At 60.0% G+C, this 21,650-nt stretch carries 24 protein-coding genes, 1 tRNA gene and 1 pseudogene; 17 read left to right on the top strand and 9 right to left on the bottom strand.

All coding sequences use genetic code 11. From position 1 onward, the window contains the following. The first annotated feature begins 7 nt into the window (after positions 1 to 7). The 3 genes from rbsK to CKW22_RS14310 are packed head-to-tail and all read left to right on the top strand — an operon-like array spanning position 8 to position 2,375. Entirely contained in the window at positions 8 to 916 is a 909-nt protein-coding gene (rbsK, locus tag CKW22_RS14320; RefSeq protein ID WP_095064267.1) for a ribokinase, read from the top strand. Continuing rightward, positions 913 to 1,311, top strand: a complete 399-nt coding sequence (rbsD, locus tag CKW22_RS14315; RefSeq protein WP_033696939.1) for a D-ribose pyranase — start codon at positions 913 to 915, stop codon at positions 1,309 to 1,311. The genes rbsK and rbsD overlap by 4 nt, the downstream gene beginning before the upstream one ends. 56 nt (positions 1,312 to 1,367) lie before the next feature. Next, a complete protein-coding gene (locus CKW22_RS14310; protein WP_095064266.1) occupies positions 1,368 to 2,375 on the top strand; it encodes a nucleoside hydrolase in 1,008 nt (335 codons plus the stop codon). Here CKW22_RS14310 and CKW22_RS14305 read toward each other — a convergent pair. Then, positions 2,347 to 2,559, bottom strand: a complete 213-nt coding sequence (locus tag CKW22_RS14305) for a hypothetical protein (RefSeq protein WP_033696941.1) — start codon at positions 2,557 to 2,559, stop codon at positions 2,347 to 2,349. The two genes, CKW22_RS14310 and CKW22_RS14305, sit on opposite strands and share 29 nt — an antisense overlap. Before the next feature lie 288 nt (positions 2,560 to 2,847). On the opposite strand from CKW22_RS14305, the gene CKW22_RS14300 reads away from it, so the two are divergent. Then, a complete protein-coding gene (locus CKW22_RS14300) occupies positions 2,848 to 3,165 on the top strand; it encodes an I78 family peptidase inhibitor (RefSeq protein ID WP_095064265.1) in 318 nt (105 codons plus the stop codon). A gap of 61 nt (positions 3,166 to 3,226) precedes the next feature. Here the strand turns inward: CKW22_RS14300 and CKW22_RS14295 are convergent, their stop codons facing one another. Next, positions 3,227 to 3,439 (bottom strand): cold-shock protein, encoded by a 213-nt coding sequence (locus tag CKW22_RS14295; protein WP_003179963.1) that lies wholly within the window; start codon positions 3,437 to 3,439, stop codon positions 3,227 to 3,229. 163 nt (positions 3,440 to 3,602) lie between these two features. Next, the gene (locus CKW22_RS14290) at positions 3,603 to 3,905 is read right to left on the bottom strand and encodes a hypothetical protein (RefSeq protein WP_033696944.1); all 303 of its coding nucleotides are present in this window, start codon (positions 3,903 to 3,905) and stop codon (positions 3,603 to 3,605) included. 336 nt (positions 3,906 to 4,241) lie between these two features. Between CKW22_RS14290 and thrS the strand changes: the two genes are divergently transcribed. From thrS to CKW22_RS14245, 9 genes are all read left to right on the top strand, one after another. After that, positions 4,242 to 6,164, top strand: a complete 1,923-nt coding sequence (gene thrS, locus CKW22_RS14285) for a threonine--tRNA ligase (protein ID WP_033696945.1) — start codon at positions 4,242 to 4,244, stop codon at positions 6,162 to 6,164. Beyond that, entirely contained in the window at positions 6,164 to 6,715 is a 552-nt protein-coding gene (gene infC / locus CKW22_RS14280) for a translation initiation factor IF-3 (RefSeq protein ID WP_177326478.1), read from the top strand. The genes thrS and infC overlap by 1 nt, the downstream gene beginning before the upstream one ends. Positions 6,716 to 6,775: 60 nt before the next feature. Further along, positions 6,776 to 6,970 (top strand): 50S ribosomal protein L35, encoded by a 195-nt coding sequence (gene rpmI, locus CKW22_RS14275; protein ID WP_028696462.1) that lies wholly within the window; start codon positions 6,776 to 6,778, stop codon positions 6,968 to 6,970. 28 nt (positions 6,971 to 6,998) lie between these two features. Continuing rightward, positions 6,999 to 7,355 (top strand): 50S ribosomal protein L20, encoded by a 357-nt coding sequence (gene rplT, locus CKW22_RS14270; RefSeq protein ID WP_009394046.1) that lies wholly within the window; start codon positions 6,999 to 7,001, stop codon positions 7,353 to 7,355. Between the two features lie 109 nt (positions 7,356 to 7,464). Continuing rightward, positions 7,465 to 8,481, top strand: coding sequence for a phenylalanine--tRNA ligase subunit alpha (gene pheS / locus CKW22_RS14265; RefSeq protein ID WP_047581971.1), 1,017 nt, complete (start codon positions 7,465 to 7,467; stop codon positions 8,479 to 8,481). A 33-nt stretch (positions 8,482 to 8,514) separates the two neighbouring features. After that, entirely contained in the window at positions 8,515 to 10,896 is a 2,382-nt protein-coding gene (gene pheT / locus CKW22_RS14260; RefSeq protein ID WP_033696947.1) for a phenylalanine--tRNA ligase subunit beta, read from the top strand. Between the two features lie 4 nt (positions 10,897 to 10,900). Next, a complete protein-coding gene (gene ihfA, locus CKW22_RS14255) occupies positions 10,901 to 11,203 on the top strand; it encodes an integration host factor subunit alpha (RefSeq protein ID WP_033696948.1) in 303 nt (100 codons plus the stop codon). Next, a complete protein-coding gene (locus CKW22_RS14250; RefSeq protein WP_033696949.1) occupies positions 11,184 to 11,540 on the top strand; it encodes a MerR family transcriptional regulator in 357 nt (118 codons plus the stop codon). The genes ihfA and CKW22_RS14250 overlap by 20 nt, the downstream gene beginning before the upstream one ends. Before the next feature lie 98 nt (positions 11,541 to 11,638). Next, positions 11,639 to 11,715, top strand: a tRNA-Pro gene (locus CKW22_RS14245). 79 nt (positions 11,716 to 11,794) lie between these two features. Here the strand turns inward: CKW22_RS14245 and CKW22_RS27845 are convergent. The 5 genes and pseudogenes from CKW22_RS27845 to CKW22_RS14220 all read right to left on the bottom strand — a co-directional run. Beyond that, positions 11,795 to 11,986, bottom strand: a pseudogene (locus tag CKW22_RS27845) (site-specific integrase); the annotation flags it as partial. Positions 11,987 to 12,027: 41 nt separating this feature from the next. After that, the gene (locus tag CKW22_RS14235) at positions 12,028 to 12,465 is read right to left on the bottom strand and encodes a GNAT family N-acetyltransferase (protein WP_095064264.1); all 438 of its coding nucleotides are present in this window, start codon (positions 12,463 to 12,465) and stop codon (positions 12,028 to 12,030) included. A gap of 230 nt (positions 12,466 to 12,695) precedes the next feature. Then, positions 12,696 to 12,932 (bottom strand): hypothetical protein, encoded by a 237-nt coding sequence (locus CKW22_RS27840; RefSeq protein ID WP_033697049.1) that lies wholly within the window; start codon positions 12,930 to 12,932, stop codon positions 12,696 to 12,698. A gap of 138 nt (positions 12,933 to 13,070) precedes the next feature. Next, positions 13,071 to 13,457 (bottom strand): cupin domain-containing protein, encoded by a 387-nt coding sequence (locus CKW22_RS14225; protein ID WP_047581975.1) that lies wholly within the window; start codon positions 13,455 to 13,457, stop codon positions 13,071 to 13,073. Positions 13,458 to 13,529: 72 nt separating this feature from the next. After that, positions 13,530 to 14,354, bottom strand: coding sequence for an AraC family transcriptional regulator (locus tag CKW22_RS14220; protein ID WP_095064263.1), 825 nt, complete (start codon positions 14,352 to 14,354; stop codon positions 13,530 to 13,532). A gap of 524 nt (positions 14,355 to 14,878) precedes the next feature. On the opposite strand from CKW22_RS14220, the gene CKW22_RS14215 reads away from it, so the two are divergent. Then, positions 14,879 to 17,056, top strand: a complete 2,178-nt coding sequence (locus CKW22_RS14215; RefSeq protein WP_371856420.1) for a methyl-accepting chemotaxis protein — start codon at positions 14,879 to 14,881, stop codon at positions 17,054 to 17,056. 76 nt (positions 17,057 to 17,132) lie between these two features. Here CKW22_RS14215 and CKW22_RS14210 read toward each other — a convergent pair whose 3' ends face one another. Next, positions 17,133 to 19,178 (bottom strand): TonB-dependent receptor domain-containing protein, encoded by a 2,046-nt coding sequence (locus CKW22_RS14210; RefSeq protein WP_095064261.1) that lies wholly within the window; start codon positions 19,176 to 19,178, stop codon positions 17,133 to 17,135. A gap of 745 nt (positions 19,179 to 19,923) precedes the next feature. On the opposite strand from CKW22_RS14210, the gene CKW22_RS14200 reads away from it, so the two are divergent. The 3 genes from CKW22_RS14200 (at position 19,924) to CKW22_RS14190 (ending at position 21,602) form a co-directional block, all read left to right on the top strand. Beyond that, complete coding sequence (locus tag CKW22_RS14200) at positions 19,924 to 20,637, top strand: hypothetical protein (protein WP_033697059.1); 714 nt, start codon at positions 19,924 to 19,926, stop codon at positions 20,635 to 20,637. A gap of 366 nt (positions 20,638 to 21,003) precedes the next feature. Continuing rightward, positions 21,004 to 21,333, top strand: coding sequence for a hypothetical protein (locus CKW22_RS14195; protein ID WP_033697060.1), 330 nt, complete (start codon positions 21,004 to 21,006; stop codon positions 21,331 to 21,333). 41 nt (positions 21,334 to 21,374) lie between these two features. Further along, positions 21,375 to 21,602: a hypothetical protein gene (locus tag CKW22_RS14190; protein WP_052040628.1), complete on the top strand. Its 228-nt coding sequence runs from the start codon at positions 21,375 to 21,377 to the stop codon at positions 21,600 to 21,602. The last annotated feature ends 48 nt before the right edge of the window (positions 21,603 to 21,650 follow it).

The following is a 21,650-nucleotide window of genomic DNA, read 5'->3' as shown; positions in this document are numbered from 1 at the left end:
AATTCCCATGCATGCCAAGGTAGTGGTGGTCGGTAGCCTCAACATGGACCTGGTGGCCCGCGCCCAGCGCCTGCCACGGGCCGGTGAGACCCTGCCCGGCGAGGCCTTTTTCACCGTGCCCGGCGGCAAGGGTGCCAACCAGGCGGTGGCGGTGGCGCGGCTGGGCGGCAGCGTGGCGATGATCGGCAACGTGGGCGACGACGCCTACGGCCAGCAACTGCGCAAGGCGCTGGAAGTAGAAGGTATCGACTGCCAGGCAGTGAGCGTGTGCGAAGGGGTTTCCAGTGGTGTGGCGCTGATCACCGTCGATGCCGCCAGCCAGAATTGCATCGTCATCATCCCTGGCGGCAATGGTTTGCTGACACCGCAGGCGGTGCAGCGCTTCGACGCGCTGCTGCAAGCGGCCGAGGTCATCATCTGCCAGTTGGAGGTGCCGTACGACACCGTGGCCTGGACGTTGGCGAGGGGGCGTGAGCTGGGTAAGCAGGTCATTCTCAACCCGGCACCCGCCACCGGGCCGTTGCCACCGGCATGGTTCGCCCATATCGATTACCTGGCCCCCAACGAAAGCGAGGTCGAAGCCCTGACCGGGATCGCCGTCAGCGACCAGGCCAGCGCCCGGCGCGCCGGCGAACGGCTGCTGCAACTGGGGGCTGGCAAAGTGATCATCACCCTCGGCGCCCAAGGCGCCTTGCTGGTGACCGAACAGGGCCATCGGCACTTTCCCGCGCCCAGCGTGCAACCGCTGGACACCACGGCGGCAGGCGACACCTTCATCGGTGGCTTTGCTGCCGCCCTGGTGCGTGGGCTGGAGGAGGGCGAGGCGATCGCGCTCGGCCAGCGCGCAGCGGCCTTGTCGGTCACTCGCGCCGGGGCGCAGCCGTCGATCCCTTACCTTGCGGAGCTGCAGCCATGAAGAAGACCGCGCTGCTCAATGTCGCCCTGTCACGGGTCATTGCGGGGTTGGGGCATGGCGATATTCTGGTGATCGGCGATGCCGGGTTGCCGGTGCCGCCGGGCGTCGAGCTGATCGACCTGGCGTTGACCCCGGGCATACCGGATTTCGCCAGTGTCTTGCGCGTGGTGCTGAGCGAGTTGCAGGTGGAGCGGCATGTGCTGGCCGAGGAAATGCAGAAAGTGGTGCCGCCCGGGCTGGTGGAAATCGAGCGCTTGCGCGGCAAGTTGGGCAAACGGGAATGGATGCCCCATGAAGATTTCAAAGTGCTCTCACGCAGCGCGCGGGCCGTGGTGCGCACGGGGGAGTGCCAGCCGTACAGCAACATTGCTTTGATCTCAGGCGTTACGTTCTGATCGCATCGCCGCGCCTACAAAACCCGGTAAATACCCCAAGGCAACAGGAGTGCCTCATGCTCAAACCCCTGCTACAAGGACTCACTTTCATGGCTGCAGCTGCCACCACCACCCTCCAGGCCGCCCCACGCGACCTGATCATCGACACCGACCCCGGCGCCGACGACGTGGTCGCGCTGTTCCTGGCCATGGCCTCGCCCGATGAGCTGAACATCCGCGCCATTACCACCGTGGCCGGCAACGTGCGCCTCGACAAAACCTCACGCAACGCCCGCCTGGCCCGCGAATGGGCTGGCCGCGAAGACATCCCCGTCTACGCCGGGGCAGGGCGCCCGCTGGTGCGCGCCCCCATATACGCTGCCGACGTCCATGGCGAAGAAGGCCTGACCGGCGTTCCGGTGCATGAGCCGAAAAAGCCCCTGGCCCAGGGCAATGCCGTGCAGTACCTGGTCGACACCCTCGGCGCCGCCAAGCCCAACAGCATCACCATCGCCATGCTAGGCCCGCAGACCAACCTGGCCCTGGCACTCATCCAGCGCCCGGAAATCGCCAAAGGCATCAAAGAGGTGGTGGTCATGGGCGGCGCCCACTTCAATGGCGGCAACATCACCCCCGCCGCAGAATTCAACCTCTACGCCGACCCGCATGCCGCCGAGGTGGTGCTGGCCAGTGGTGTGCCGCTGACCTATCTGCCGCTGGATGTCACCCACAAACTGCTCACCAGCGAGGCACGCCTCAAGCAGCTTGCAGCGGTGAACAACCGGGCCAGCCAGCGGGTGGTGGACATTCTCAACGCCTACATTACCCATGACATGGACCTGTACGGCATGCCCGGCGGGCCGGTGCACGACGCCAGCGTCATTGCCTACCTACTGAAACCCGAACTGTTCAGCGGCCGGCGCATTCACTTGGCCATCGACAGCCGCGAAGGCCCGACCTTGGGGCAGACTATCGCCGACTGGTATGGCGTGCTTAAACAGCCCGCCAACGTGATGTGGGTGGAGGAGGGAGACGCCCAGGGCGTGTTCGACCTGCTCAGCGCGCGCCTGGCTCGATTGCAATAGCCGGATGGGGTGCGAAGCGTTCGAGCACCTGGTCGATGAAGCTGCGCGCCGCTTCACTGCCGCGATCGCGTACCAGCAGGTCGATGGCAATCAGTAGCAACTCTTCCGGTGTGCTGGGGCTGTAGGCGCTCTGGCCCTCGGCCCATTTGACCTTGATATCGGCATCGATGCTGTGGCTGCTCATGAAAGGCTCTCACTGGGGGCCTGGGACGGAAGGGCGAACACCGGACCCTGGTGTTCGCTGGAGGCACGGTGCGCTCCACTTTTTGCAGTAAATCATGCCGTTGCGTCAATGACTCTGCGACTTAAGAATAAAAAGCTTTGCGCAGCAAACCAAGCCCATTGTGCAAAATCCGGTCACGATTGCATTTCGCCTCCTAGGGCGTGTTCAGGCAGACTTGTGCGGTTTTGCAACAAACTATGCGCGCAGCTGTCGGATCAGACAGTGCCCAGATCGATTTTAGGAGGATTCATGTTCCGTACCCGTGCTTACCTGGCAACCCTGGCGGTGGCTGCTGTCCTGGCTGGTTGCAGTACAGGTGGCAAGTCTGGTGGTGGCGCCCCTGCCGCGCCAGCAGGCAACGACGGTCGTTGTGAGGCCAGCGGTGCCGATTTCGCCATCGGCAAGCCGGGCAGTGCAGAGCTTCTGGAGCAGGCGCGCAAGGCCAGTGGCTCGCAGATGGCACGTATCCTCAAGCCGCATGACGTGGTGACGCTGGAGTACCGCTCCGAGCGTCTGAACCTGAATGTGGACGAGCAAGGTGTGGTCACGCGCGTCAACTGTGGTTGAGCCTTTGCAAACCCCATAAAAAAACCCGCCACCAGGGCGGGTTTTTTTACAGCTACCCGAATTACTCCGGACGAACCTGTGCAGCCTGCATGCCCTTCTGGCCTTTTTCGGCTACGAAGGAAACAGTCTGGCCTTCTTTCAGGCTCTTGAAGCCGTCAGATTCGATGGCCTTGAAGTGTACGAACAGGTCGTCGCCGCCGCCTTGTGGGGTGATGAAGCCGAAGCCTTTCTCATCATTGAACCATTTAACGGTGCCGGTTTGGCGATTGGACATGGGGTGAATCTCCAGATTTGATTTTTTTCAGTAGTGCGATGTTGCCGAGGCTTCGAAGCACAGGACACATCATAGTCTAATTCTGCGCATCTAGCGCCTTTTACCTTCGCCAAATGTTGATCCAGCGCAAACACGGGGTGGCGAACCCCCCGGCTTTATGGTTTCAGCCCTTCATGCACGCTTGCTGCACGACCTTCTGTGCCTTCTGCATCAGGGCGGCGTCAACGCCGTCCTTGCTGTCCAGGTCCTTGATTTCCTCAGTGCTGAAGTTCTTTTCGATAGCGGTTGCGCCACAGGTGCAGTGCTGCTGCGCCGATTTGGCGTCCAGGCCCTGGCCGGTGGCGGCCTCGGTGCACTGGGTCATGTAGTTTTGCTTCGCGCCAGCCGGGAATTCACCCGCATTGGCGGCCACAGGTAGCAGCAGGGCGCCAGCAACGCTCAGGGCCAGAAGAGACGGAAATCTCATAACCAGACACTCCTTGGTTTAGGTCTCATCAAGAGTAGGATGCTTCCCAAAGTCTGATAGGGAATTTTCCGCGGAAGTTCACCCCTGCGGTGTAATTTCCAAATATTTCTGCATAGCGCCCAACCCCGCGTGCTAGCATGCTCGGCTTGCAGTCCCGCAGCCGCGGCCTGCAGCTATTTCTTACTTTCCAGTCACTCTGGTTCGCCCCTGGTAAGCCGAAAGGCTTCTGCCACTGTGAGGCAGGCTTTCTCTTGAGAAAGACAGCGCGGATCTTGTACTGGCTCATCCCAACCCACGTGACCTTTGGTAGGGGTCACCACTAGGAGAGGAGGCGCCATGCCCACTATTACTCTTCCCGATGGCAGTCAGCGCTCGTTTGATCACGCCGTATCCGTAGCCGAAGTCGCAGCCTCCATTGGTGCAGGCCTGGCCAAGGCCACCCTGGCCGGCAAGGTTGACGGCAAGCTGGTCGACGCTAGCGACCTGATCACTCACGACGCCACCCTGCAGATCATCACCCCTAAAGATGAAGAGGGACTGGAGATCATCCGTCACTCGTGCGCCCACCTGATCGGCCACGCGGTGAAGCAGCTGTACCCGACCGCCAAGATGGTGATCGGCCCGGTGATTGACGAAGGCTTCTATTACGACATCGCCTATGAGCGCCCCTTCACCCCAGAAGACATGGCCGCCATCGAAAAGCGCATGCTGCAGCTGATCGAGAAGGACTACGACGTCGTCAAGAAGATGACCCCGCGCGCCGAAGTCATCGACGTGTTCAAGGCCCGTGGCGAAGACTACAAGCTGCGCCTGGTCGAAGACATGCCGGACGAACAGGCCATGGGCCTGTACTACCACGAAGAATACGTCGACATGTGCCGCGGCCCGCACGTGCCGAACACGCGCTTCCTCAAGGCATTCAAGCTGACCAAGCTGTCCGGCGCCTACTGGCGCGGCGATGCCAAGAACGAGCAGCTGCAACGCGTCTACGGCACCGCCTGGGCTGACAAGAAGCAGCTGGCTGCTTACATCCAGCGCATCGAAGAAGCCGAAAAACGCGACCACCGCAAGATCGGCAAGCAGCTCGACCTCTTCCACCTGCAGGAAGAAGCCCCGGGCATGGTGTTCTGGCACCCGGACGGCTGGACCGTCTATCAGGTGCTCGAGCAGTACATGCGCAAGGTCCAGCGCGACAACAACTACCTCGAGATCAAGACCCCGCAGGTCGTTGACCGTATTCTCTGGGAGCGTTCCGGCCACTGGTCCAACTACGCCGAGAACATGTTCACCACTTCGTCGGAAAACCGCGACTACGCGGTCAAGCCGATGAACTGCCCGTGCCACGTGCAGGTGTTCAACCAGGGCCTGAAGTCGTACCGCGACCTGCCGATGCGCCTGGCCGAGTTCGGTGCCTGCCACCGTAACGAGCCGTCCGGCGCCCTGCACGGCATCATGCGTGTGCGTGGCTTTACCCAGGACGACGCGCACATCTTCTGCACCGAAGACCAGGTAAAGAAAGAAGCCGCCGACTTCATCAAGCTGACCCTGGACGTCTACAAAGACTTCGGTTTCAGCGACATCGCCATGAAGCTGTCGACCCGCCCAGCCAAGCGTGTGGGCTCTGAAGAGCTGTGGGACCGTGCCGAAGGTGCACTGGCCGATGCCTTGAATGAATCGGGCCTGGAGTGGGAATATCAACCGGGGGAGGGTGCCTTCTACGGCCCGAAAATCGAATTTACCCTGCGCGACTGCCTCGGCCGTAACTGGCAGTGTGGTACCCTGCAGTACGATCCGAACCTCCCAGAGCGTCTGGATGCCAGCTACATCGCCGAAGATAACAGCCGTAAGCGCCCGGTCATGCTGCACCGCGCCATTCTCGGCTCGTTCGAACGCTTCATCGGCATGCTCATCGAGCACTATGCTGGCGTGTTCCCGGCTTGGCTGGCGCCGACCCAGGCGGTGATCATGAACATCACCGACAAACAGGCCGATTTCGCCCTTCAGGTAGAGAAATCTCTGAACGGTAGCGGTTTCCGTGCCAAGTCGGACTTGAGAAATGAGAAGATCGGCTTTAAAATCCGCGAGCATACTTTGCTCAAGGTCCCGTACCTTTTGGTTATAGGGGATCGCGAAGTCGAAACGCAAACCGTCGCTGTGCGTACTCGCGAAGGCGCAGACCTGGGCTCCATGCCCGTCGCGCAATTCGCTGAGCTGCTGACACAAGCGGTTTCCCGGCGTGGTCGCCAAGAATCGGAGTAATGACTATTAAGCGTGAAATGAGAAACGATAAACGTGCTGCACCGAAGGCCCCGATCAACGAGAATATCTCGGCTCAAGAGGTTCGCTTAATCGGTGCTGACGGTGAGCAGCTGGGCATCGTCTCGATCCACGAAGCGCTTCGTATCGCTGAAGAAGCGAAGCTGGATCTGGTAGAAATTTCTGCCGACGCCGTACCTCCTGTCTGCAAGGTCCTCGACTACGGCAAAAGCCTCTTCGAGAAGAAAAAGCAGCAGGCTGCGGCGAAGAAGAACCAGAAGATCATCCAGATCAAAGAAATCAAGTTTCGTCCAGGGACGGAGGATGGGGATTACCAGGTAAAACTACGCAACCTGGTACGTTTCCTTACCGATGGGGACAAGGCCAAGATCTCTCTGAGATTCCGTGGTCGTGAGATGGCCCACCAGGAGCTGGGCATGGAGCTGTTGAAGCGGGTCGAAGCTGACCTCGCCGAATACGGCACCGTTGAGCAGCATCCTAAGATGGAAGGACGCCAGCTTATGATGGTCATCGCCCCCAAGAAAAAGAAGTAATCTCCCGGGCACGGCAGGCCTGATGATTATGTGTAATTTTATCGAATGCGGAGTTCCAACATGCCAAAAATGAAAACCAAAAGCGGTGCTGCGAAGCGTTTCCTGAAAACGGCTACCGGCTTCAAGCACAAGCACGCTTTCAAGAGCCACATCCTGACCAAAATGTCGACCAAGCGTAAGCGTCAACTGCGTGGTAGCAGCATGCTGCACCCGTCTGACGTCGCGAAAGTCGCGCGCATGCTGCGCGTTCGTTAATTCTGGTCAAAGATAGAGGAAGTTACTCATGGCTCGTGTAAAGCGCGGCGTTATCGCTCGTAAGCGTCACAAAAAAATTCTGAAACTGGCTAAAGGTTACTACGGTGCACGTTCGCGCGTATTCCGTGTTGCCAAGCAGGCTGTCATCAAGGCCGGTCAATACGCCTACCGTGACCGTCGCCAGAAGAAGCGTCAGTTCCGCGCACTGTGGATCGCTCGTATCAACGCTGGTGCACGCAACAACGGCCTGTCTTACAGCCGTCTGATTGCTGGCCTGAAAAAAGCGTCGATCGAAATCGACCGTAAGGTTCTGGCCGATCTGGCAGTGAACGAAAAAGCGGCGTTTGCTGCGATTGTCGAGAAAGCTAAAGCCGTTCTGGCTTAAGTACCCGCGACAATCACCCGGCGGCGCTTGCGCCGTCGGGCATTGAACGTCATCGATAGGGGAAGAGCCTTCAAAGCTCTTCCCCTATTTTCGTATCTGGAGTCTGTACATGGAAAACCTGGATGCGCTGGTCTCCCAAGCCCTTGAGGCCGTAGAGCGCGCTGAAGACATCAATGCCCTGGAACAGATCCGGGTTCAATATCTCGGCAAGAAAGGCGAGCTGACCCAGGTGATGAAGACCCTGGGCAACCTGCCAGCCGAAGAGCGGCCGAAAGTCGGCGCGCTGATCAACGACGCCAAGGAACGCGTCACCGTGGTGCTCAACGCACGCAAGGCCGCCTTTGAAGAAGCCGAGCTCAGCGCTCGCCTGGCTGCCGAATGCATTGACGTCACCCTGCCAGGCCGTGGCCAGACCACCGGTGGCTTGCACCCGATTACTCGTACACTCGAGCGCATCGAGCAGTTCTTCACCCACATCGGCTACGGCATCGCCGAAGGCCCAGAGGTCGAAGACGACTACCACAACTTCGAAGCGCTCAATATCCCCGGCCACCACCCGGCCCGGGCGATGCACGACACCTTCTATTTCAATGCCAACATGCTGCTGCGCACCCACACCTCGCCGGTGCAAGTGCGGACCATGGAGTCCACTCAGCCGCCCATCCGCATTGTCTGCCCGGGCCGCGTCTACCGCTGCGACTCGGATATCACCCACTCGCCGATGTTCCACCAGGTCGAAGGCCTGCTGATCGATCGCGATATCAACTTTGCCGACCTCAAGGGCACCATCGAAGAATTCCTGCGCGTGTTCTTCGAAAAAGAACTGGCCGTGCGCTTCCGCCCGTCGTTCTTCCCCTTCACCGAGCCGTCCGCCGAAGTCGATATCCAGTGCGTGATGTGTTCCGGCAACGGCTGCCGCGTGTGCAAGCAGACCGGCTGGCTCGAAGTCATGGGCTGCGGCATGGTCCACCCGAACGTGCTGCGCATGTCCGGCATCGACCCTGAAGAGTTCCAGGGCTTCGCCTTCGGCATGGGCGCCGAGCGCCTGGCCATGCTGCGCTATGGCGTCAACGATTTGCGTCTGTTCTTCGACAACGACCTGCGCTTCCTCGCGCAATTCCGCTAGGTCAATGCCCGACGCAACTTTCAGGAGAACAGCATGAAATTCAGTGAACAGTGGCTGCGCGGTTGGGTAAACCCGCAAGTCTCCCGTGACGAACTGGTCGCCCGCCTGTCCATGGCCGGCCTTGAAGTCGATAGCGTGACCCCCGCTGCCGGCCAGTTCAGCGGCATCGTCGTGGGCGAAATCCTCGCCACCGAACAACACCCGGACGCCGACAAACTGCGCGTCTGCCAGGTCAGCAACGGCCAGGAAACCTTCCAGGTAGTGTGCGGCGCCCCCAATGCGCGCCCGGGCATCAAGATCCCGTTTGCCATGATCGGCGCCGAACTGCCAGGCGACTTCAAGATCAAGAAGGCCAAGCTGCGCGGCGTCGAGTCGTTCGGCATGCTGTGCTCGGCGGCTGAGCTGCAGATCAGCGAAGAAAACGACGGCCTGCTCGAACTGGCTGCCGATGCCCCGGTTGGCCAGGACATACGCCAGTACCTGAGCCTGGACGATGCCAGCATCGAAATCGGCCTGACCCCGAACCGCGGTGACTGCCTGTCCCTGGCCGGCCTGGCCCGCGACGTCAGCGCGCTGTACAACGTCCCGGTCACCCGCCCGGTAGTGCCAGCCGTGCCGGCTGCCCACGATGAAGTGCGCCCGGTCGAAGTGTCCGCCCCGGCTGCCTGCCCACGCTACCTGGGCCGCGTCATCCGCAACGTCGACCTGTCCAGGCCGACCCCACTGTGGATGGTCGAACGCCTGCGCCGCAGTGACGTGCGCAGCATCGATGCCGCCGTCGACATCACCAACTACGTGATGCTCGAGCTCGGCCAGCCGATGCACGCCTTCGACCTTGCCGAAATCAACGGCGGCATCCGCGTGCGCATGGCCGAAGAGGGCGAGAAGCTCGTCCTGCTCGACGGCCAGGAAGTTGCCCTGCGCGCCGACACCCTGGTTATCGCCGACCACACTCGCGCCCTGGCCATTGCCGGCGTCATGGGTGGCGAGCACAGCGGCGTCAATACCGAGAAAACCCGCGACCTGTTCCTCGAAAGCGCCTTCTTCGAGCCGATCTCCGTTGCCGGCAAGGCCCGTTCCTACGGCCTGCACACCGACGCCTCGCACCGCTACGAGCGCGGCGTCGACTCGCAGCTGGCCCGCGAAGCCATGGAACGCGCCACCGCGCTGATCCTGGAAACCGTCGGCGGCGAAGCCGGCCCGATCGTCGAGGCCGTCAGCGAACAGCACCTGCCGCAGGTCGCCCCGGTGACCCTGCGCGCCGAACGCATCACTCAAATGCTCGGCATGCAGATGGACCCAGCCCAGGTCGAGCAACTGCTCAACGCCCTGGAGCTGACCACCACGGCCAATGGGGCAGGGCAGTGGACCGTCAACGTCCCAAGCCACCGCTTCGACATCAGCCTGGAAGTCGATCTGATCGAAGAGCTGGCCCGCCTGTACGGCTACAACAACCTCCCGGTCCGCTACCCACAAGCGCGCCTCGCGCCCCAGGGCAAGCCGGAAACCCGCGGTGACCTGCCGAACCTGCGCCGCCTGCTGGTTGCCCGTGGCTACCAGGAAGCCATCACCTACAGCTTCATCGACCCGAAACTGTTCGAGCTGTTCAGCCCTGGCGTCGAGCCACTGCTGCTGGCCAACCCGATCTCCAACGACATGGCCGCCATGCGCGCGTCCCTGTGGCCGGGCCTGGTCAAGGCGCTGCAGCACAACCTCAACCGCCAGCAAGACCGCGTACGCCTGTTCGAAAGCGGCCTGCGCTTCGTCGGCCAGCTCGGTAACCTCGAGCAGCAGCCGATGATCGCCGGCGTCGTCACCGGCAGCCGCCTGCCAGAAGGCTGGGCGAACGGCCGCGACGGCATCGACTTCTTCGACGTCAAAGCCGACGTCGAAGCCCTGCTGGGCTATTCCGGCGCCCTGAGCGACTTCACCTTCAGCGCCGGCAAACACCCCGCCCTGCACCCAGGCCAGACCGCCCTCATCGAGCGCGACGGCAAGCCAGTCGGTTACCTCGGCGCCATCCACCCGGAGCTTGCCAAAGCCCTGGACCTGGACCGCCCAGTGTTCCTGTTCGAGCTGGTGTTGGGCGACGTGGTCGAAGGCCGCCTGCCAAAGTTCAGCGAACTGTCCAAGTTCCCAGAAACCCGTCGTGACCTGGCCTTGATCGCAGGACGTGATGTAGCTTCTAGCGCGGTGCTTGAATTAATTCGTGACAATGCAGGCGAATGGCTCACAGACCTCAGGCTGTTTGATGTCTACCAAGGTAAAGGCATTGATCCTGATAGAAAAAGCCTGGCCGTCGGCTTGACCTGGCAGCATCCATCGCGCACTCTTAACGACGATGAGGTGAACACTACCCTGCAAAACATCCTCACCTCGCTTGAACAAAGGTTGAACACCACGTTAAGGAAATAACGGCATGGGTGCTCTGACGAAAGCTGAGATGGCCGAAAGGCTGTACGAGGAGCTGGGGCTTAACAAGCGTGAGGCCAAGGAGTTGGTCGAGCTGTTTTTCGAAGAAATTCGGCACGCACTTGAAGAGAACGAGCAGGTCAAGCTGTCCGGTTTCGGCAACTTTGACCTTCGCGACAAACGCCAGCGGCCGGGCCGCAACCCCAAGACTGGGGAAGAGATCCCGATCACCGCTCGCCGCGTCGTCACCTTTCGTCCAGGGCAGAAGTTGAAGGCCCGGGTTGAGGCCTATGCTGGAACCAAGCAATAACGACGAGCTGCCCCCCATACCGGGCAAGCGCTACTTCACCATTGGTGAAGTGAGCGAGCTTTGTGCGGTAAAACCGCACGTGCTGCGGTATTGGGAGCAGGAGTTCCCTCAGCTGAACCCTGTGAAGCGGCGGGGGAATCGGCGGTATTACCAGCGCCAGGATGTGCTGATGATCCGCCAGATTCGGGCGCTGCTTTATGATCAGGGGTTCACCATTGGCGGGGCGCGGTTAAGGCTCTCCAGTGATGAGGTGAAGGATGAGTCAAGCCAGTACAAGCAGCTGATTCGGCAGATGATTGTTGAGTTGGAGGATGTGTTGGTGGTGTTGAAGAAGTGATCTGCTCCGACGAATGGAAATTTTTTGAGAAAAAGCTTTCATTTATCAAAAGGTTAGGGTAGATTCTTCATCGTTCTCAGCAGTATCGAGAATAGAGTCGGGGCGTAGCGCAGCCCGGTAGCGCACTTGCATGGGGTGCAAGGGGTCGAGTGTTCGAATCACTCCGTCCCGACCAATAATCCCAATGACTTAGGCCATTTCCGCAAGGAGTGGCCTTTTTCATGTGCGTGACTTTTGCGTGACTTCTCAGGTTTTTACGCCTGCCTCCTCTTCTTATTTGTCAGCACCGGCCCACGCGAGTCCGTCGCTGAGGCTTTGTTTGCCGCTTCTATCAGCTGCCAGCTCTGCACCAGAGTAGTGGCGGTCTTGTGTCTCAGAAACGATTTCCGATCTTCCTCTGTTGCACCTGCTGCTTTCAGGCGCCTACCGAAGGTGTGCTTCAGGTCGTCTTTGACCAAACTCAAATCATCAGTACATTTGTTGATTACTATTTCTGGTGCTTTTCAAAGCGAATATCACCTTCTGGTAAGGTCTTCACGGGCTGCCAGCCGAGGTTTCGATAGAAGCCACTCGCGCGGCTAGCCTCAGCCGTTTCTAACCAGATCGTCTTGTGGTGTTGAAATAGGAAAGTCTCTGCTTTATCCATCAGTCTGCGCCCTAATCCGTTTCCTTCGAATTCGGGTAGAACGAAAGCGGCAAACACACATCCGTCCTCGACATTGGCCATGGAAAAGCCTACAGGGGCACCATTGACCTCGGCGACCCAAGCGCATGGGGCCTCTATAATTGCCTGTCGTATCGTTCTAGGAGTAATCCCGATTTCCGCGAGCTGATCAAGGGATAAGTGATTTTCGTGAACGCTGGTTCGAATATCAAAAATGGCATCGATATCCGCGAGGTTGGCGAGTCTGATTGTTTTTTCCATGATGTCCTCCTTTATAGCCCCTCTCGAATGAAAGTATCCTTTCACAGCTGGCGCAATGAACGGTGGCCCCCTTTGTACGGCAGTAACTCCGTAATCTTACTCGCCCACTGCATCGGCGGCCGTGTCAGCAGGTCTGCTTTCCTGTGCGTCAGGGTCCCGCATTCTTCGCGCTGCGGCAGAGTGTGGTTACGAAGGCTGGATGAGTGGCCAGCCGGACAGATGCGCTGCCGTTAGCCTTCAGGTAGGGTGCTACCGCATACGAATTCCTTCGAGCCAAGGCGGTGTGACCCGTACTCAACGACGTAGCCATCACCAAGGCGCTCCGCCTCCGCCTTGGCTGTCTTCTGGTCTGCATAGACGTCGACAAAATGCCATGGATGCCTGTCCCGAAGGACGCCCCACCCAAGCACCCAGCCTTCTTTGGCGGGGTCTGGAGGCAGGTTTTTCGCTAAGCTGCGGATGCCCATATAGCGGTCCTCTGAAGCGATAGCTATTAAAGCGCCGGATTCACGAAGTTCTACAGCATTGAGGATCTTAGTTCCATATACGCATAGTGTGCTCGCGGTTCTACGCGCATCCCGGTATCGTCTATTGAGACGATCAACTCAGATCCAGACGTCGTTCAAAGCCGTCCGCTCACCGCCTTCATGGCCGGTATTCACCACGCCGCGTGGCTCGATCATCATCAGTTTCGCTTCCCCCTGCGCCGCTGTCCTGTGTTCCACACCACGTGGCACGACATACAATTCGCCGGGGTTCACATAAACGCAGCCCTCCGGCAGATCGATGCGCAAGGTGCCTTCAAGCACAAGAAACGCTTCATCGGTCTCCGGGTGCGAATGCCAGATGAATTCACCTTCGATTCGCACAACCTTGAACTGGTAGTCGTTCATTTCCGCGACCACCCTGGGGCTCCACTGCTGTTCAATCAGTGAAGCCTTCTGGGTCAGGTTCACAGGGCATGATGCGCGTTGCGTGTTGGCGTCGGACATGACGGATCCTCTGTAGTTGAGGTGATCAGCCTACCCAACCCAACGCACGCCGCTCTTGTACGATCCTGCAAGTCAGCGGGCAGGCCGCAAGCGTTCCAGCCAGCGCAATGGCGACACGCCATAGCTGCGGGTGAAGTGCCGTGTCATGTGGCTCTGATCGTGAAAGCCCGCAGCCAGTGCTGCATCGACCAGCGTGAAGCCATCCAGCATCAGCCGCCGAGCAGTGTCCAGGCGCCGCAGCGTGACAAAGCGGTAGGGGCTGGTGCCATAAAGGGCGCGGAAGTCGCGTGACAAGCTCCATTGCTCGCGGCCGCTGGCCTGTTCGAGCATCTCCAGGGTGATGCCCTGTTGAAGGTGTTCCATGATGAATGCCCGGGCGCGCTCGGCCGAGCGGTAGTCCAGGCGTTTGCGGCCGCGGGGCTTGCCGCCGACCGCACGCAGCGCCATGGCCAGGTCATAGACGGCGTCCTGCTCCTCCAGCGTTTCGAGTGGGTGATCCAGTGCCTGCACGAAGGCTTCACTGGCGCGGTACAGGCGCGGGTCGCGGGTCAGCCCGCCGGCAATGAAGGGCAATGGCTCACCGCTGAGCACGTTTTGAATCAGCGCCGGGTCGATGTAGGCCATCCGGTAGCGAAAGCCCGCATCCGTACCCGCCATACCATCATGGACTTCGTCAGGGTGGAGGACGAGCGTATTACCCGGTACGCCGTGGCACAGCGCCCCCTTGTAGTGAAAGCTCTGCACGCCGGCGAGGGTGCGGCCGATCGAGTAGGTGTCGTGACGATGCGGGTCGTAGCCATGGCTGCCGAACCATGCTTCGATCCGCTCCACGCTGCCGGGTTGAGCGCTACGTATGACCCAGTCCGAGGTGGCAGCGGGGCTTGCTTTTCGTACCATGAAGGGGCTTTCCTGCGAGTTACCTCGCGTGATGGTCACATGAAAACGGTCGCTTTCTGTAAGGCCGCTCTCAGCCAGAGGCCCTGAACCTCTAAAGCAGATCGGCGGTCCCAGGCGCTGTCTGAAGCGAGGTGTCGCAGACAGTTTCCAGCCTTCCTAACGTACACCTCAATAGCGTTAGAGCCGCCTAGAGCGTAATGCTGTTCACGTGAGTTTTCCATCGCTTGGAGTGGGGCCGCTTTGCGGCCCATCGCGGCACAAGGCCGCTCCCACAATGTTCGCGCATGCCCTGTAAATAGCGGCATAACGCGGTCGGTGGAGCGGCCTCGGCATTCTTATGTGAACAGCAGCAGACCATGCCAACGATCGCTTCATTCTCTCCGCGCCCCTTCAGGGTGCGAAGTGGCCTGGAATAACAGCCTTCATGCACCAGCAGTGAGTGTCTAGTGGTAGCCACTACCCGGCATTCCGCTTGGATTACAGTTGGCGTGGAAGTTGCTGGCATTTTGATATCTGTGTCGCTTATGGTGAACTTAATGTCGCTTTCAAGTAGTTCCATGCAGTTGTCATCGAGCGAGCGGGGTTGGCTGCCCTGGTTCGGCAAAGCCGGCAAGTTCAGCATGAGGTGGGCGTGCCGCCTCAATCGTTCGAACTATGTAGAAATCGAGCAGACGTTCGAAGCCATTGCCCAGACGCGGGTGCAATTGCTGCACAACTGGGCGCGCGAACAATGGGATCACCTGGCAGAGTTGGCGGAATGCCTGGCAGCAGACTTCGCTCATATTCAGCCCTCGGCATTACTCGACAAGCTGGCACAGGCCGAAGATTTTTCGGAACTGAGTGTGATTGACTGCACGGGCAACGTCAGGGTATCCACCTGGCCAAAGCGTGGCAGTACGCAGAGCGAGCAGCTCGCGGCGTTGGCCCAAGGCCTGAAAGCGCCATTTCTTCACGGGCCCTACAGCGACCCGATGACCTTGCAGATCGGCCCATCCTCGTCGCGTTTTCACGATGAGGTGACGCTGATGTTCTACCAGCCGATCAGGCACGCGGGCAACGTCCTGGGCTGCCTGTGTGGCCGGGTCCCCAATGATGTGCTGGGCGACCTGATCCAGCGCGAGGCCGGGCATATTTTTGCCGAGTCGGGCGACAACTATCTGTTTATGGTGCAATCGCGTTTCGACCTGACCGTGCAACCAGGCACCGCTTTGTCCCGTTCGCGCTTTGAGGACGGGACGTTTACCCATGGCGAAAACCTCAAGAGCGGCGTGCGTACGCCCTGGAGCACTGTGCAGGTGCAGCGCCATACCGAGCTGGAGCTGCGCTTCACCGACCCCGCGACGCGTGAGCTGCACCCCGGCGTGCGGGAAACCATCCGGCGTGGTACCAACCTGTTCGTGACTTACCCGGGTTATTCGGACTACCGCCATGTGCCGGTGGTCGGCAAGGGCGTGACCTTCCAGTTACCAGGGTCGCCCGACCGTTGGGGCATGATGTGCGAGGCCGACTTGGAGGAGGTCTATCGCCGCCGTTCGCTGAGCTACCGGTTGATGAAACCCTACGTGGCGACCATGGTTGGGCTGTTCGGCTGTAATTACCTGGTGCAGCATTACGCCGGATTGCCACAGGGGGTGAACGACGCCATCCAGGCCCTCAGCATGGTCGGTGCTACGCTGCTGTTCGGCGTGCTCGGGCCAAGGCGCCTGGCGGCCAGGTTGAACGGCATGAGCGGTGTGCTGCGTACCATCGCCGAGGGTGAGGGCAACCTGCGCCAGCGCCTGGACACTGGCGCCCTGGCCAATGACGAGAGTGGCGACATGGCGCGCTGGATCAACAGTTTCATCGACCGCCTGGACGCCGTGGTGGGGCAGGTGGTCAAGGCCAGCCGCACGGTTGCCAGCACCAACCAGATGATGCTCGGGCGCAGCCAGGAAGCGAGCGTGAGCTCTGTCGAGGTGGCCGATGCGGTGCACCAGATGATGATCATCATGGAGGAACAGCTCGGTGAGCTGCAGCAGGCTTCGGTCAGCGCCGAACACATGAAGCAGGCCATGGACGAGGTGGTCAGCCGCGCCCGCGAGCAGTACCTGGCTGTGCAGGCGGGCACCCAATCGATTCGCGATGTGGTGGCCCGCTCGGCCTCTAGTGTGCAACTGCTCGACAGCCGCATGGCGCAGATTGGCAATATCACCGGGCTGATCAGCGACATTACCAACCAGACCAACCTACTGGCGTTAAATGCCGCCATTGAGGCGGCACGGGCGGGCGAGCATGGCCGTGGGTTCGCGGTGGTGGCCGATGAGGTGCGCAGTCTGGCGGCCCGCACCGCGCGGGCGGCCGACGATATCCGGCACATGGTCGAAGGCCTGCAGAACGAAACGCAGCAAGCGGTGAGTTTTATGGAGGAGGGCGTGCAGAATGTCGATGATAGTTTGCGCCTGGCCGAGGATGCGTCGTCGGAGAACGTGCAACTTCACCAGGCGGTGGAGGGCATGTTCGCCATCATCCAGCAGCTCAACCGCCGCAGCATCGAGTATGGCAAGACCATCGAACAGGTTAACCACTCCTCCAGCGAGATGCGCCAGACCGCAGTGGTGCTGCAAAACAGCGCGCAGAAGGTAAAGGTGGATGCCGGCAAGCTGCAGAAGCTGGTGGGGCAATTCGAGGTCAGCGGTGATGGCGAACGGGTCGCTGCTGCTTGAGCGCCGACGGCGCCTCACACAAGTAACCCAGAATTCGCGTAAAAAAAAGCGCGAATTCTGGGTTGTCCGCTGCCAATTAAAAGTAGGTAGTTACCCCAGCAAAATACGCCCGGCCAGGCACGTAATAGCTGGTCGAGTCATCACGCGGGTCTTCATCCAGCAGGTTCTGCACGCCGACATTCAGGGTGAGCCAGTGGGTGGCTGCCCAGTTGGCGGTCAGATCGTACGTGGTGTACGGCTTGACGAAGTCGGTACCCAGGCCGCGTTGCTTACCCACGTGCTGAGCTGACAATTCGGTACCGAACCGTTCGGTGATCTGCCAGTCGATGGCGCTGTACAACGACAGCTTCGGCGAGCTGATCAGGTCTTCACCGGTCGACAGGTTGCGGCTTTCGAGCATGTAGGTGGCATTGGTGCGCCAGCTGGCGTTTTCCCACAACGGCACTTTGGTGCTGCCTTCCCAGCCGCGGGTGCGGGCTTTGTCAGCATTTTCCAGCATGGTCCACCAGCGGCCCTGGAAATACCCCAGCGGCGCATACTCGATTTTGTCTTTGAAGTCGGTGTGGAAGTAAGTGAGGCTGGCCTCCCAACCGTCGCGGTCGAAGGAGACGCCAATCTCTTTGTTGGTGCTGATTTCCGGACGCAGGTTCGGGTTGCCTGCCATCCAGCAACTGCCGGTCACATAACCCAGCGGGCGCAATGATGTACAACCGCGACCGCCAGAGTTGGTCGCCGCGCCAGCACTGCCTTCTTTCAGGCTGGGGGCACGGAAGCCGCGTGACACGCCACCGCGTACAGTCCAGTCAGGGTGAGGGTGATAGACCACGTAAGCACGTGGGCTGTTGTGGTTGCCGTACTCGTCGCTGTGGTCGAAGCGGTTCCCCAACGTCAGCGATAGGTTGTCGAGCAGAAACAGCTCGTCTTCGATAAACAGCGCGGAATAGTCGCCCTCAAGCTCCGCGCCGCCCACCGTTGCCCCTTGGTAATCAACCGGTACGGTGCCCAGCGTGTCGGTGTTGGTCAGTTGCTCGCGTTTCCATTGGCCGCCAACGGTGAGGCGCTGGTTTACCAGCAGTTCAAACGGGATGTTAAGGCTACCCTCGACGATTTTTTCTTCGGAGTTGGCCTTGCCCTCGCTGAGTTCGTTGTCGAACTTGTTCAGGTAAGCGTCGATACGCGAGGTACCAAAGCCCCAATCGCCGTGGTGAGAGACCACGAAGCTATCACGGGTCAGGCGCCCGGCACCGAAGCCCTCACCGACCGTGTCACCCCAGTCACCGAAGGTTTTCTTCGACGACCACGAACGCTCCACGCCTTGGATAGCCTCGAAGGACAACTCATGGTTGTCGTTGATCTGCCAATTAAGCAAGGCATTGACGCTGTGGTCTTTGGAACCGCCGGCGCCGTCGTTGTAAACGAAGTCACCTAGTGCATCGAGGCGCGGCTCGGCTTCGTCGGCAGCGCGCCGAGTAAGGTTGGCGCCCAGGCGCAGCCCCAGGGAGTCGGTGACAGGGCCAGAGAGGTTAACGCTGGTCTGGTTGGTCTGACCGCGGTCGGAGTCTTCTGGGATCGTGGTATTGACGTTGAGCGAGCCGCTCCACTCACGGGATACCTTGCGGGTGATGATGTTGATCACACCACCCATGGCGTCCGAGCCATACAACGACGACATCGGCCCGCGCACGATCTCGATCCGCTCAATCATGTTCGGCGAGATCCAGTTGATGTCCTGGCGACCCAGATCACGGCGGTAGTTAGTGTCGGCGGAGCTGCCGATGCGTTTACCGTCCACCAGGATCAAGGTGTATTTGTCGTCAAGGCCGCGCAGCTTGATCTTCGACTGCTCGCCCACGGGGCCGTAACCCCCGGTAACGCCGGGGATGCGGCGTAGCAGGGTGTTCAGGTCGTAGACCGGCTGGCGCTCGATCTCCTCCCGGGTGATGACGCTGACGCTGGCCGGCGCATCTCGCACATCCGTGCCGCCGCCCGTGGCGGTGACGAACGAGGCTTGCAGTTCTGTGGCGGGAAGCGGTTCAAGCTCGTGAATTTCCTCGGCCTGCACCGCAGTCGCGGCGAGCAGTGCGACGGTGAGCAGGGCACGGGAAAAAGGTGGGAATGGCATCGTGTAACTGTCCTTGTCGAGCGGTTGGATTCCAGGGGCAGAATGCAATCGGGGCGGGACATTAACGCAAACGAGAATCATTTAAAAGAAAATGTGAAAAATAATTTACCTAGAATTTACAAAAATTGACTGTGGGGAGGGGGCTTGCAGACAGGGGATGGCCAGGCGGGTACCTGTATTCCTGGGCGCTGTATGAGTCCGTGGTGGTAATTGAGTTGCTGGGCCGCTTTTGCGGCCCTTCGCGGGCCAAGCCCGCTCCCACAAGTGGTTACTTTTGAGTTTTCAGCATGCCCAGCTCGGCATCGTCAAGCAGGGCCTTGGCCAGGGCGCAGAGGTAGTGCGAGGCCCAAAGCAAGTAGGGTTTGTCTTCCATCAGGCCGTCGATGGACAGGTCGCGGGCGTAGATGCCCTTAGTGCCGCGTTCCCGGCTCAGTCGGCATTTGCACTTGCGCCAATGCCACCTCAAGCAGTCTGCGCAAGGTTTCAAGCTCGTGCATCGAGGTCATGATCAATAAGGAGGAGGGCGACTTGGGTTGCATGAACATCGCCTGCTGGGCAACGGCTTCGGCAGGGACTATCTTCAGCATCAAAAACGACCGCAACGAAAAACAGGCGCAGCGAGTATCTTTGGGAAATGGACTACAAGATAGGGTTTAAATCTGATTTTTAGGCCGTTCGCCGCAACAACTCGCAACGCTCGGGCTTCGAAACTAACCCGTGACAGGCATTCAAACCAAGGAAGGTCATGACTAACTTAAAACCCGCAAGCTGCCTCCTGTTGTTGCTGGCCATGACCACCCTGGCCGCCTGCGTCCCCTGGAAGCGCGAACGCGCTGCCTACGCGGACCTCTGCCAATCCGAATTCCAGTTCAAAGTCCCAGGCCCGCAAGGCGAGACCACCCTCTACCTGGAAATGTACCTCTACGACCACGCCGCCCAGTGGAGCGACCGGCCATTTTCGCAGGGCTTGTACGTCGACTATCCCGGCGAGAAGTACTCGCGGCCGGAGTTCTACGTACAGCTCATCGCCTACAACAAAAACCGCCAACGCCCATCGTCTGGCAACCGTGGAGAGCCGCCGATCCCGATCCTGTACGACAGCCGCCAGGCCTACATCACCTTCGAAGACGGCTCGCGCCTGAGTGCGCGGCCAGAGGTCTACCTGGGCATCGACAAAACCTACGACTTTCCGCTGGTGTACCCACCCTCAGCGCGCCCATCGCCCTACAACATCAACAGCGACGAAGTGCAGCGCCACATCCCCAAAATCACCAACAACAAACGCTACGGCTCCGCCTATGTGATTTTCCAGACGGACAAGTTCAACGCCGATGCCAAGTGGATCATCCACCTGGGCGCATTAGAGGCCCAAGGCCGAAAACTGCCGATCCCACCCATCGAGCTCTGCTACCACCCCGTGAAGAAGTGGATCGGTATCGAGCCTTTGATGCGGCCTTGAAGTAATGCATTGACCGACAATGCAAAGCCTGTGTGCGGCGAGCCGGTCTTCACCGCGCAGGCGTGAGCGGCCAGCGTCGCACATTCGCTTGAACTGCCCAACTGCAGGGGTGCCTAACGTTCATCAACCTGAGGGCAGCACGATGACTGAGCGCAAAGACGATACGCAACAAAGCCAGGTACCGGCGCATTCCACGGAAGAGGAAAAGGCCAAGCTCAAGGACAAGAACAAGGACGGTATCCCCCCGGGCGCTGAATAAGGCCGGGGCGTTCGGTGTAGTCGTGCACCCCGGTTTCAAGCGCCAATAGGCGCTGCCGGGGCACGCTCTCTCTATTGAGGCGTTGGCACGCAAACTGGAGAACTATCATGGCAATCGATCACAACGGCCCCGATGCGCCCTATCCAGGCCCAGAAGAACTGGCACCTGAAACCGGCGCGGTCCATGGGTCAGGGCTGGAGCAGACTGAGTCTGAACCCAAACAGGGCGCGGGCGAAAAATGGTCCGAGAAACGACCGGAAGATTGGAACCCTCCACCCGGCGACCCAGGCTCGGGTCAGGACGCCCAGGATGACGCGGCGCAAAAGGCTGGCCCTGATGAAGGCGAAGTACCATTGCCGGCGGACGATGAGTCGCCGATTGAGGAAGAGATGAGGGATGTCGACGCCAACAATTCAGTGTCCAGCGAGCATCCGTAAGCTCGCTGGGTGACCCAGCGTTTCATCCGAGGCGTACAGCGATGAACAGTGACCACACCGCGCAAGGCGGCAGCAACCGTGACCTGCCCACTTCGCCCGACCCTGCCGTGAACCCGGACAACCCTACAGTCCCGAACCCTGATGACGACCCGCTGATGAATGAGCAAGAGGACGCAGATTGGCCAGCGCGTGATGGCGCGACGGACGAGGAACGGCAGAGCGTTGAACAGCCCTATGAGTATCAAGCCCCTCGTAAACGATCGGATTGAACGTTTCAGCACGCAGTATCGTCGGTACTTCCAAGTCCTTTGCATTTG

It is taken from the genome of Pseudomonas sp. Irchel s3f19 (assembly GCF_900187555.1).
In the GTDB taxonomy this organism is placed as follows: Bacteria; Pseudomonadota; Gammaproteobacteria; order Pseudomonadales; family Pseudomonadaceae; genus Aquipseudomonas; species Aquipseudomonas capeferrum.
This window is presented reverse-complemented; position numbering and strand designations above follow the sequence as displayed.

Bases quoted from the DNA above. Each gene is read 5' to 3' on its own strand.
- pheS (WP_047581971.1), top strand. From the start codon at position 7,465: ATGGAAAACCTGGATGCGCTGGTCTCCCAAGCCCTTGAGGCCGTAGAG.
- CKW22_RS14310 (WP_095064266.1), top strand. From the start codon at position 1,368: ATGCTCAAACCCCTGCTACAAGGACTCACTTTCATGGCTGCAGCTGCC.
- CKW22_RS14220 (WP_095064263.1), bottom strand. From the start codon at position 14,354: ATGGTACGAAAAGCAAGCCCCGCTGCCACCTCGGACTGGGTCATACGT.
- CKW22_RS14190 (WP_052040628.1), top strand. From the start codon at position 21,375: ATGAACAGTGACCACACCGCGCAAGGCGGCAGCAACCGTGACCTGCCC.
- CKW22_RS14295 (WP_003179963.1), bottom strand. From the start codon at position 3,439: ATGTCCAATCGCCAAACCGGCACCGTTAAATGGTTCAATGATGAGAAA.
- CKW22_RS14300 (WP_095064265.1), top strand. From the start codon at position 2,848: ATGTTCCGTACCCGTGCTTACCTGGCAACCCTGGCGGTGGCTGCTGTC.
- rpmI (WP_028696462.1), top strand. From the start codon at position 6,776: ATGCCAAAAATGAAAACCAAAAGCGGTGCTGCGAAGCGTTTCCTGAAA.
- CKW22_RS14225 (WP_047581975.1), bottom strand. From the start codon at position 13,457: ATGTCCGACGCCAACACGCAACGCGCATCATGCCCTGTGAACCTGACC.
- CKW22_RS14210 (WP_095064261.1), bottom strand. From the start codon at position 19,178: ATGCCATTCCCACCTTTTTCCCGTGCCCTGCTCACCGTCGCACTGCTC.
- thrS (WP_033696945.1), top strand. From the start codon at position 4,242: ATGCCCACTATTACTCTTCCCGATGGCAGTCAGCGCTCGTTTGATCAC.
- rbsK (WP_095064267.1), top strand. From the start codon at position 8: ATGCATGCCAAGGTAGTGGTGGTCGGTAGCCTCAACATGGACCTGGTG.
- CKW22_RS14215 (WP_371856420.1), top strand. From the start codon at position 14,879: ATGGTGAACTTAATGTCGCTTTCAAGTAGTTCCATGCAGTTGTCATCG.
- infC (WP_177326478.1), top strand. From the start codon at position 6,164: ATGACTATTAAGCGTGAAATGAGAAACGATAAACGTGCTGCACCGAAG.
- CKW22_RS14195 (WP_033697060.1), top strand. From the start codon at position 21,004: ATGGCAATCGATCACAACGGCCCCGATGCGCCCTATCCAGGCCCAGAA.
- CKW22_RS14235 (WP_095064264.1), bottom strand. From the start codon at position 12,465: ATGGAAAAAACAATCAGACTCGCCAACCTCGCGGATATCGATGCCATT.
- CKW22_RS14305 (WP_033696941.1), bottom strand. From the start codon at position 2,559: ATGAGCAGCCACAGCATCGATGCCGATATCAAGGTCAAATGGGCCGAG.
- CKW22_RS14290 (WP_033696944.1), bottom strand. From the start codon at position 3,905: ATGAGATTTCCGTCTCTTCTGGCCCTGAGCGTTGCTGGCGCCCTGCTG.
- ihfA (WP_033696948.1), top strand. From the start codon at position 10,901: ATGGGTGCTCTGACGAAAGCTGAGATGGCCGAAAGGCTGTACGAGGAG.
- rbsD (WP_033696939.1), top strand. From the start codon at position 913: ATGAAGAAGACCGCGCTGCTCAATGTCGCCCTGTCACGGGTCATTGCG.
- pheT (WP_033696947.1), top strand. From the start codon at position 8,515: ATGAAATTCAGTGAACAGTGGCTGCGCGGTTGGGTAAACCCGCAAGTC.
- CKW22_RS27840 (WP_033697049.1), bottom strand. From the start codon at position 12,932: ATGGGCATCCGCAGCTTAGCGAAAAACCTGCCTCCAGACCCCGCCAAA.
- CKW22_RS14250 (WP_033696949.1), top strand. From the start codon at position 11,184: ATGCTGGAACCAAGCAATAACGACGAGCTGCCCCCCATACCGGGCAAG.
- CKW22_RS14200 (WP_033697059.1), top strand. From the start codon at position 19,924: ATGACTAACTTAAAACCCGCAAGCTGCCTCCTGTTGTTGCTGGCCATG.
- rplT (WP_009394046.1), top strand. From the start codon at position 6,999: ATGGCTCGTGTAAAGCGCGGCGTTATCGCTCGTAAGCGTCACAAAAAA.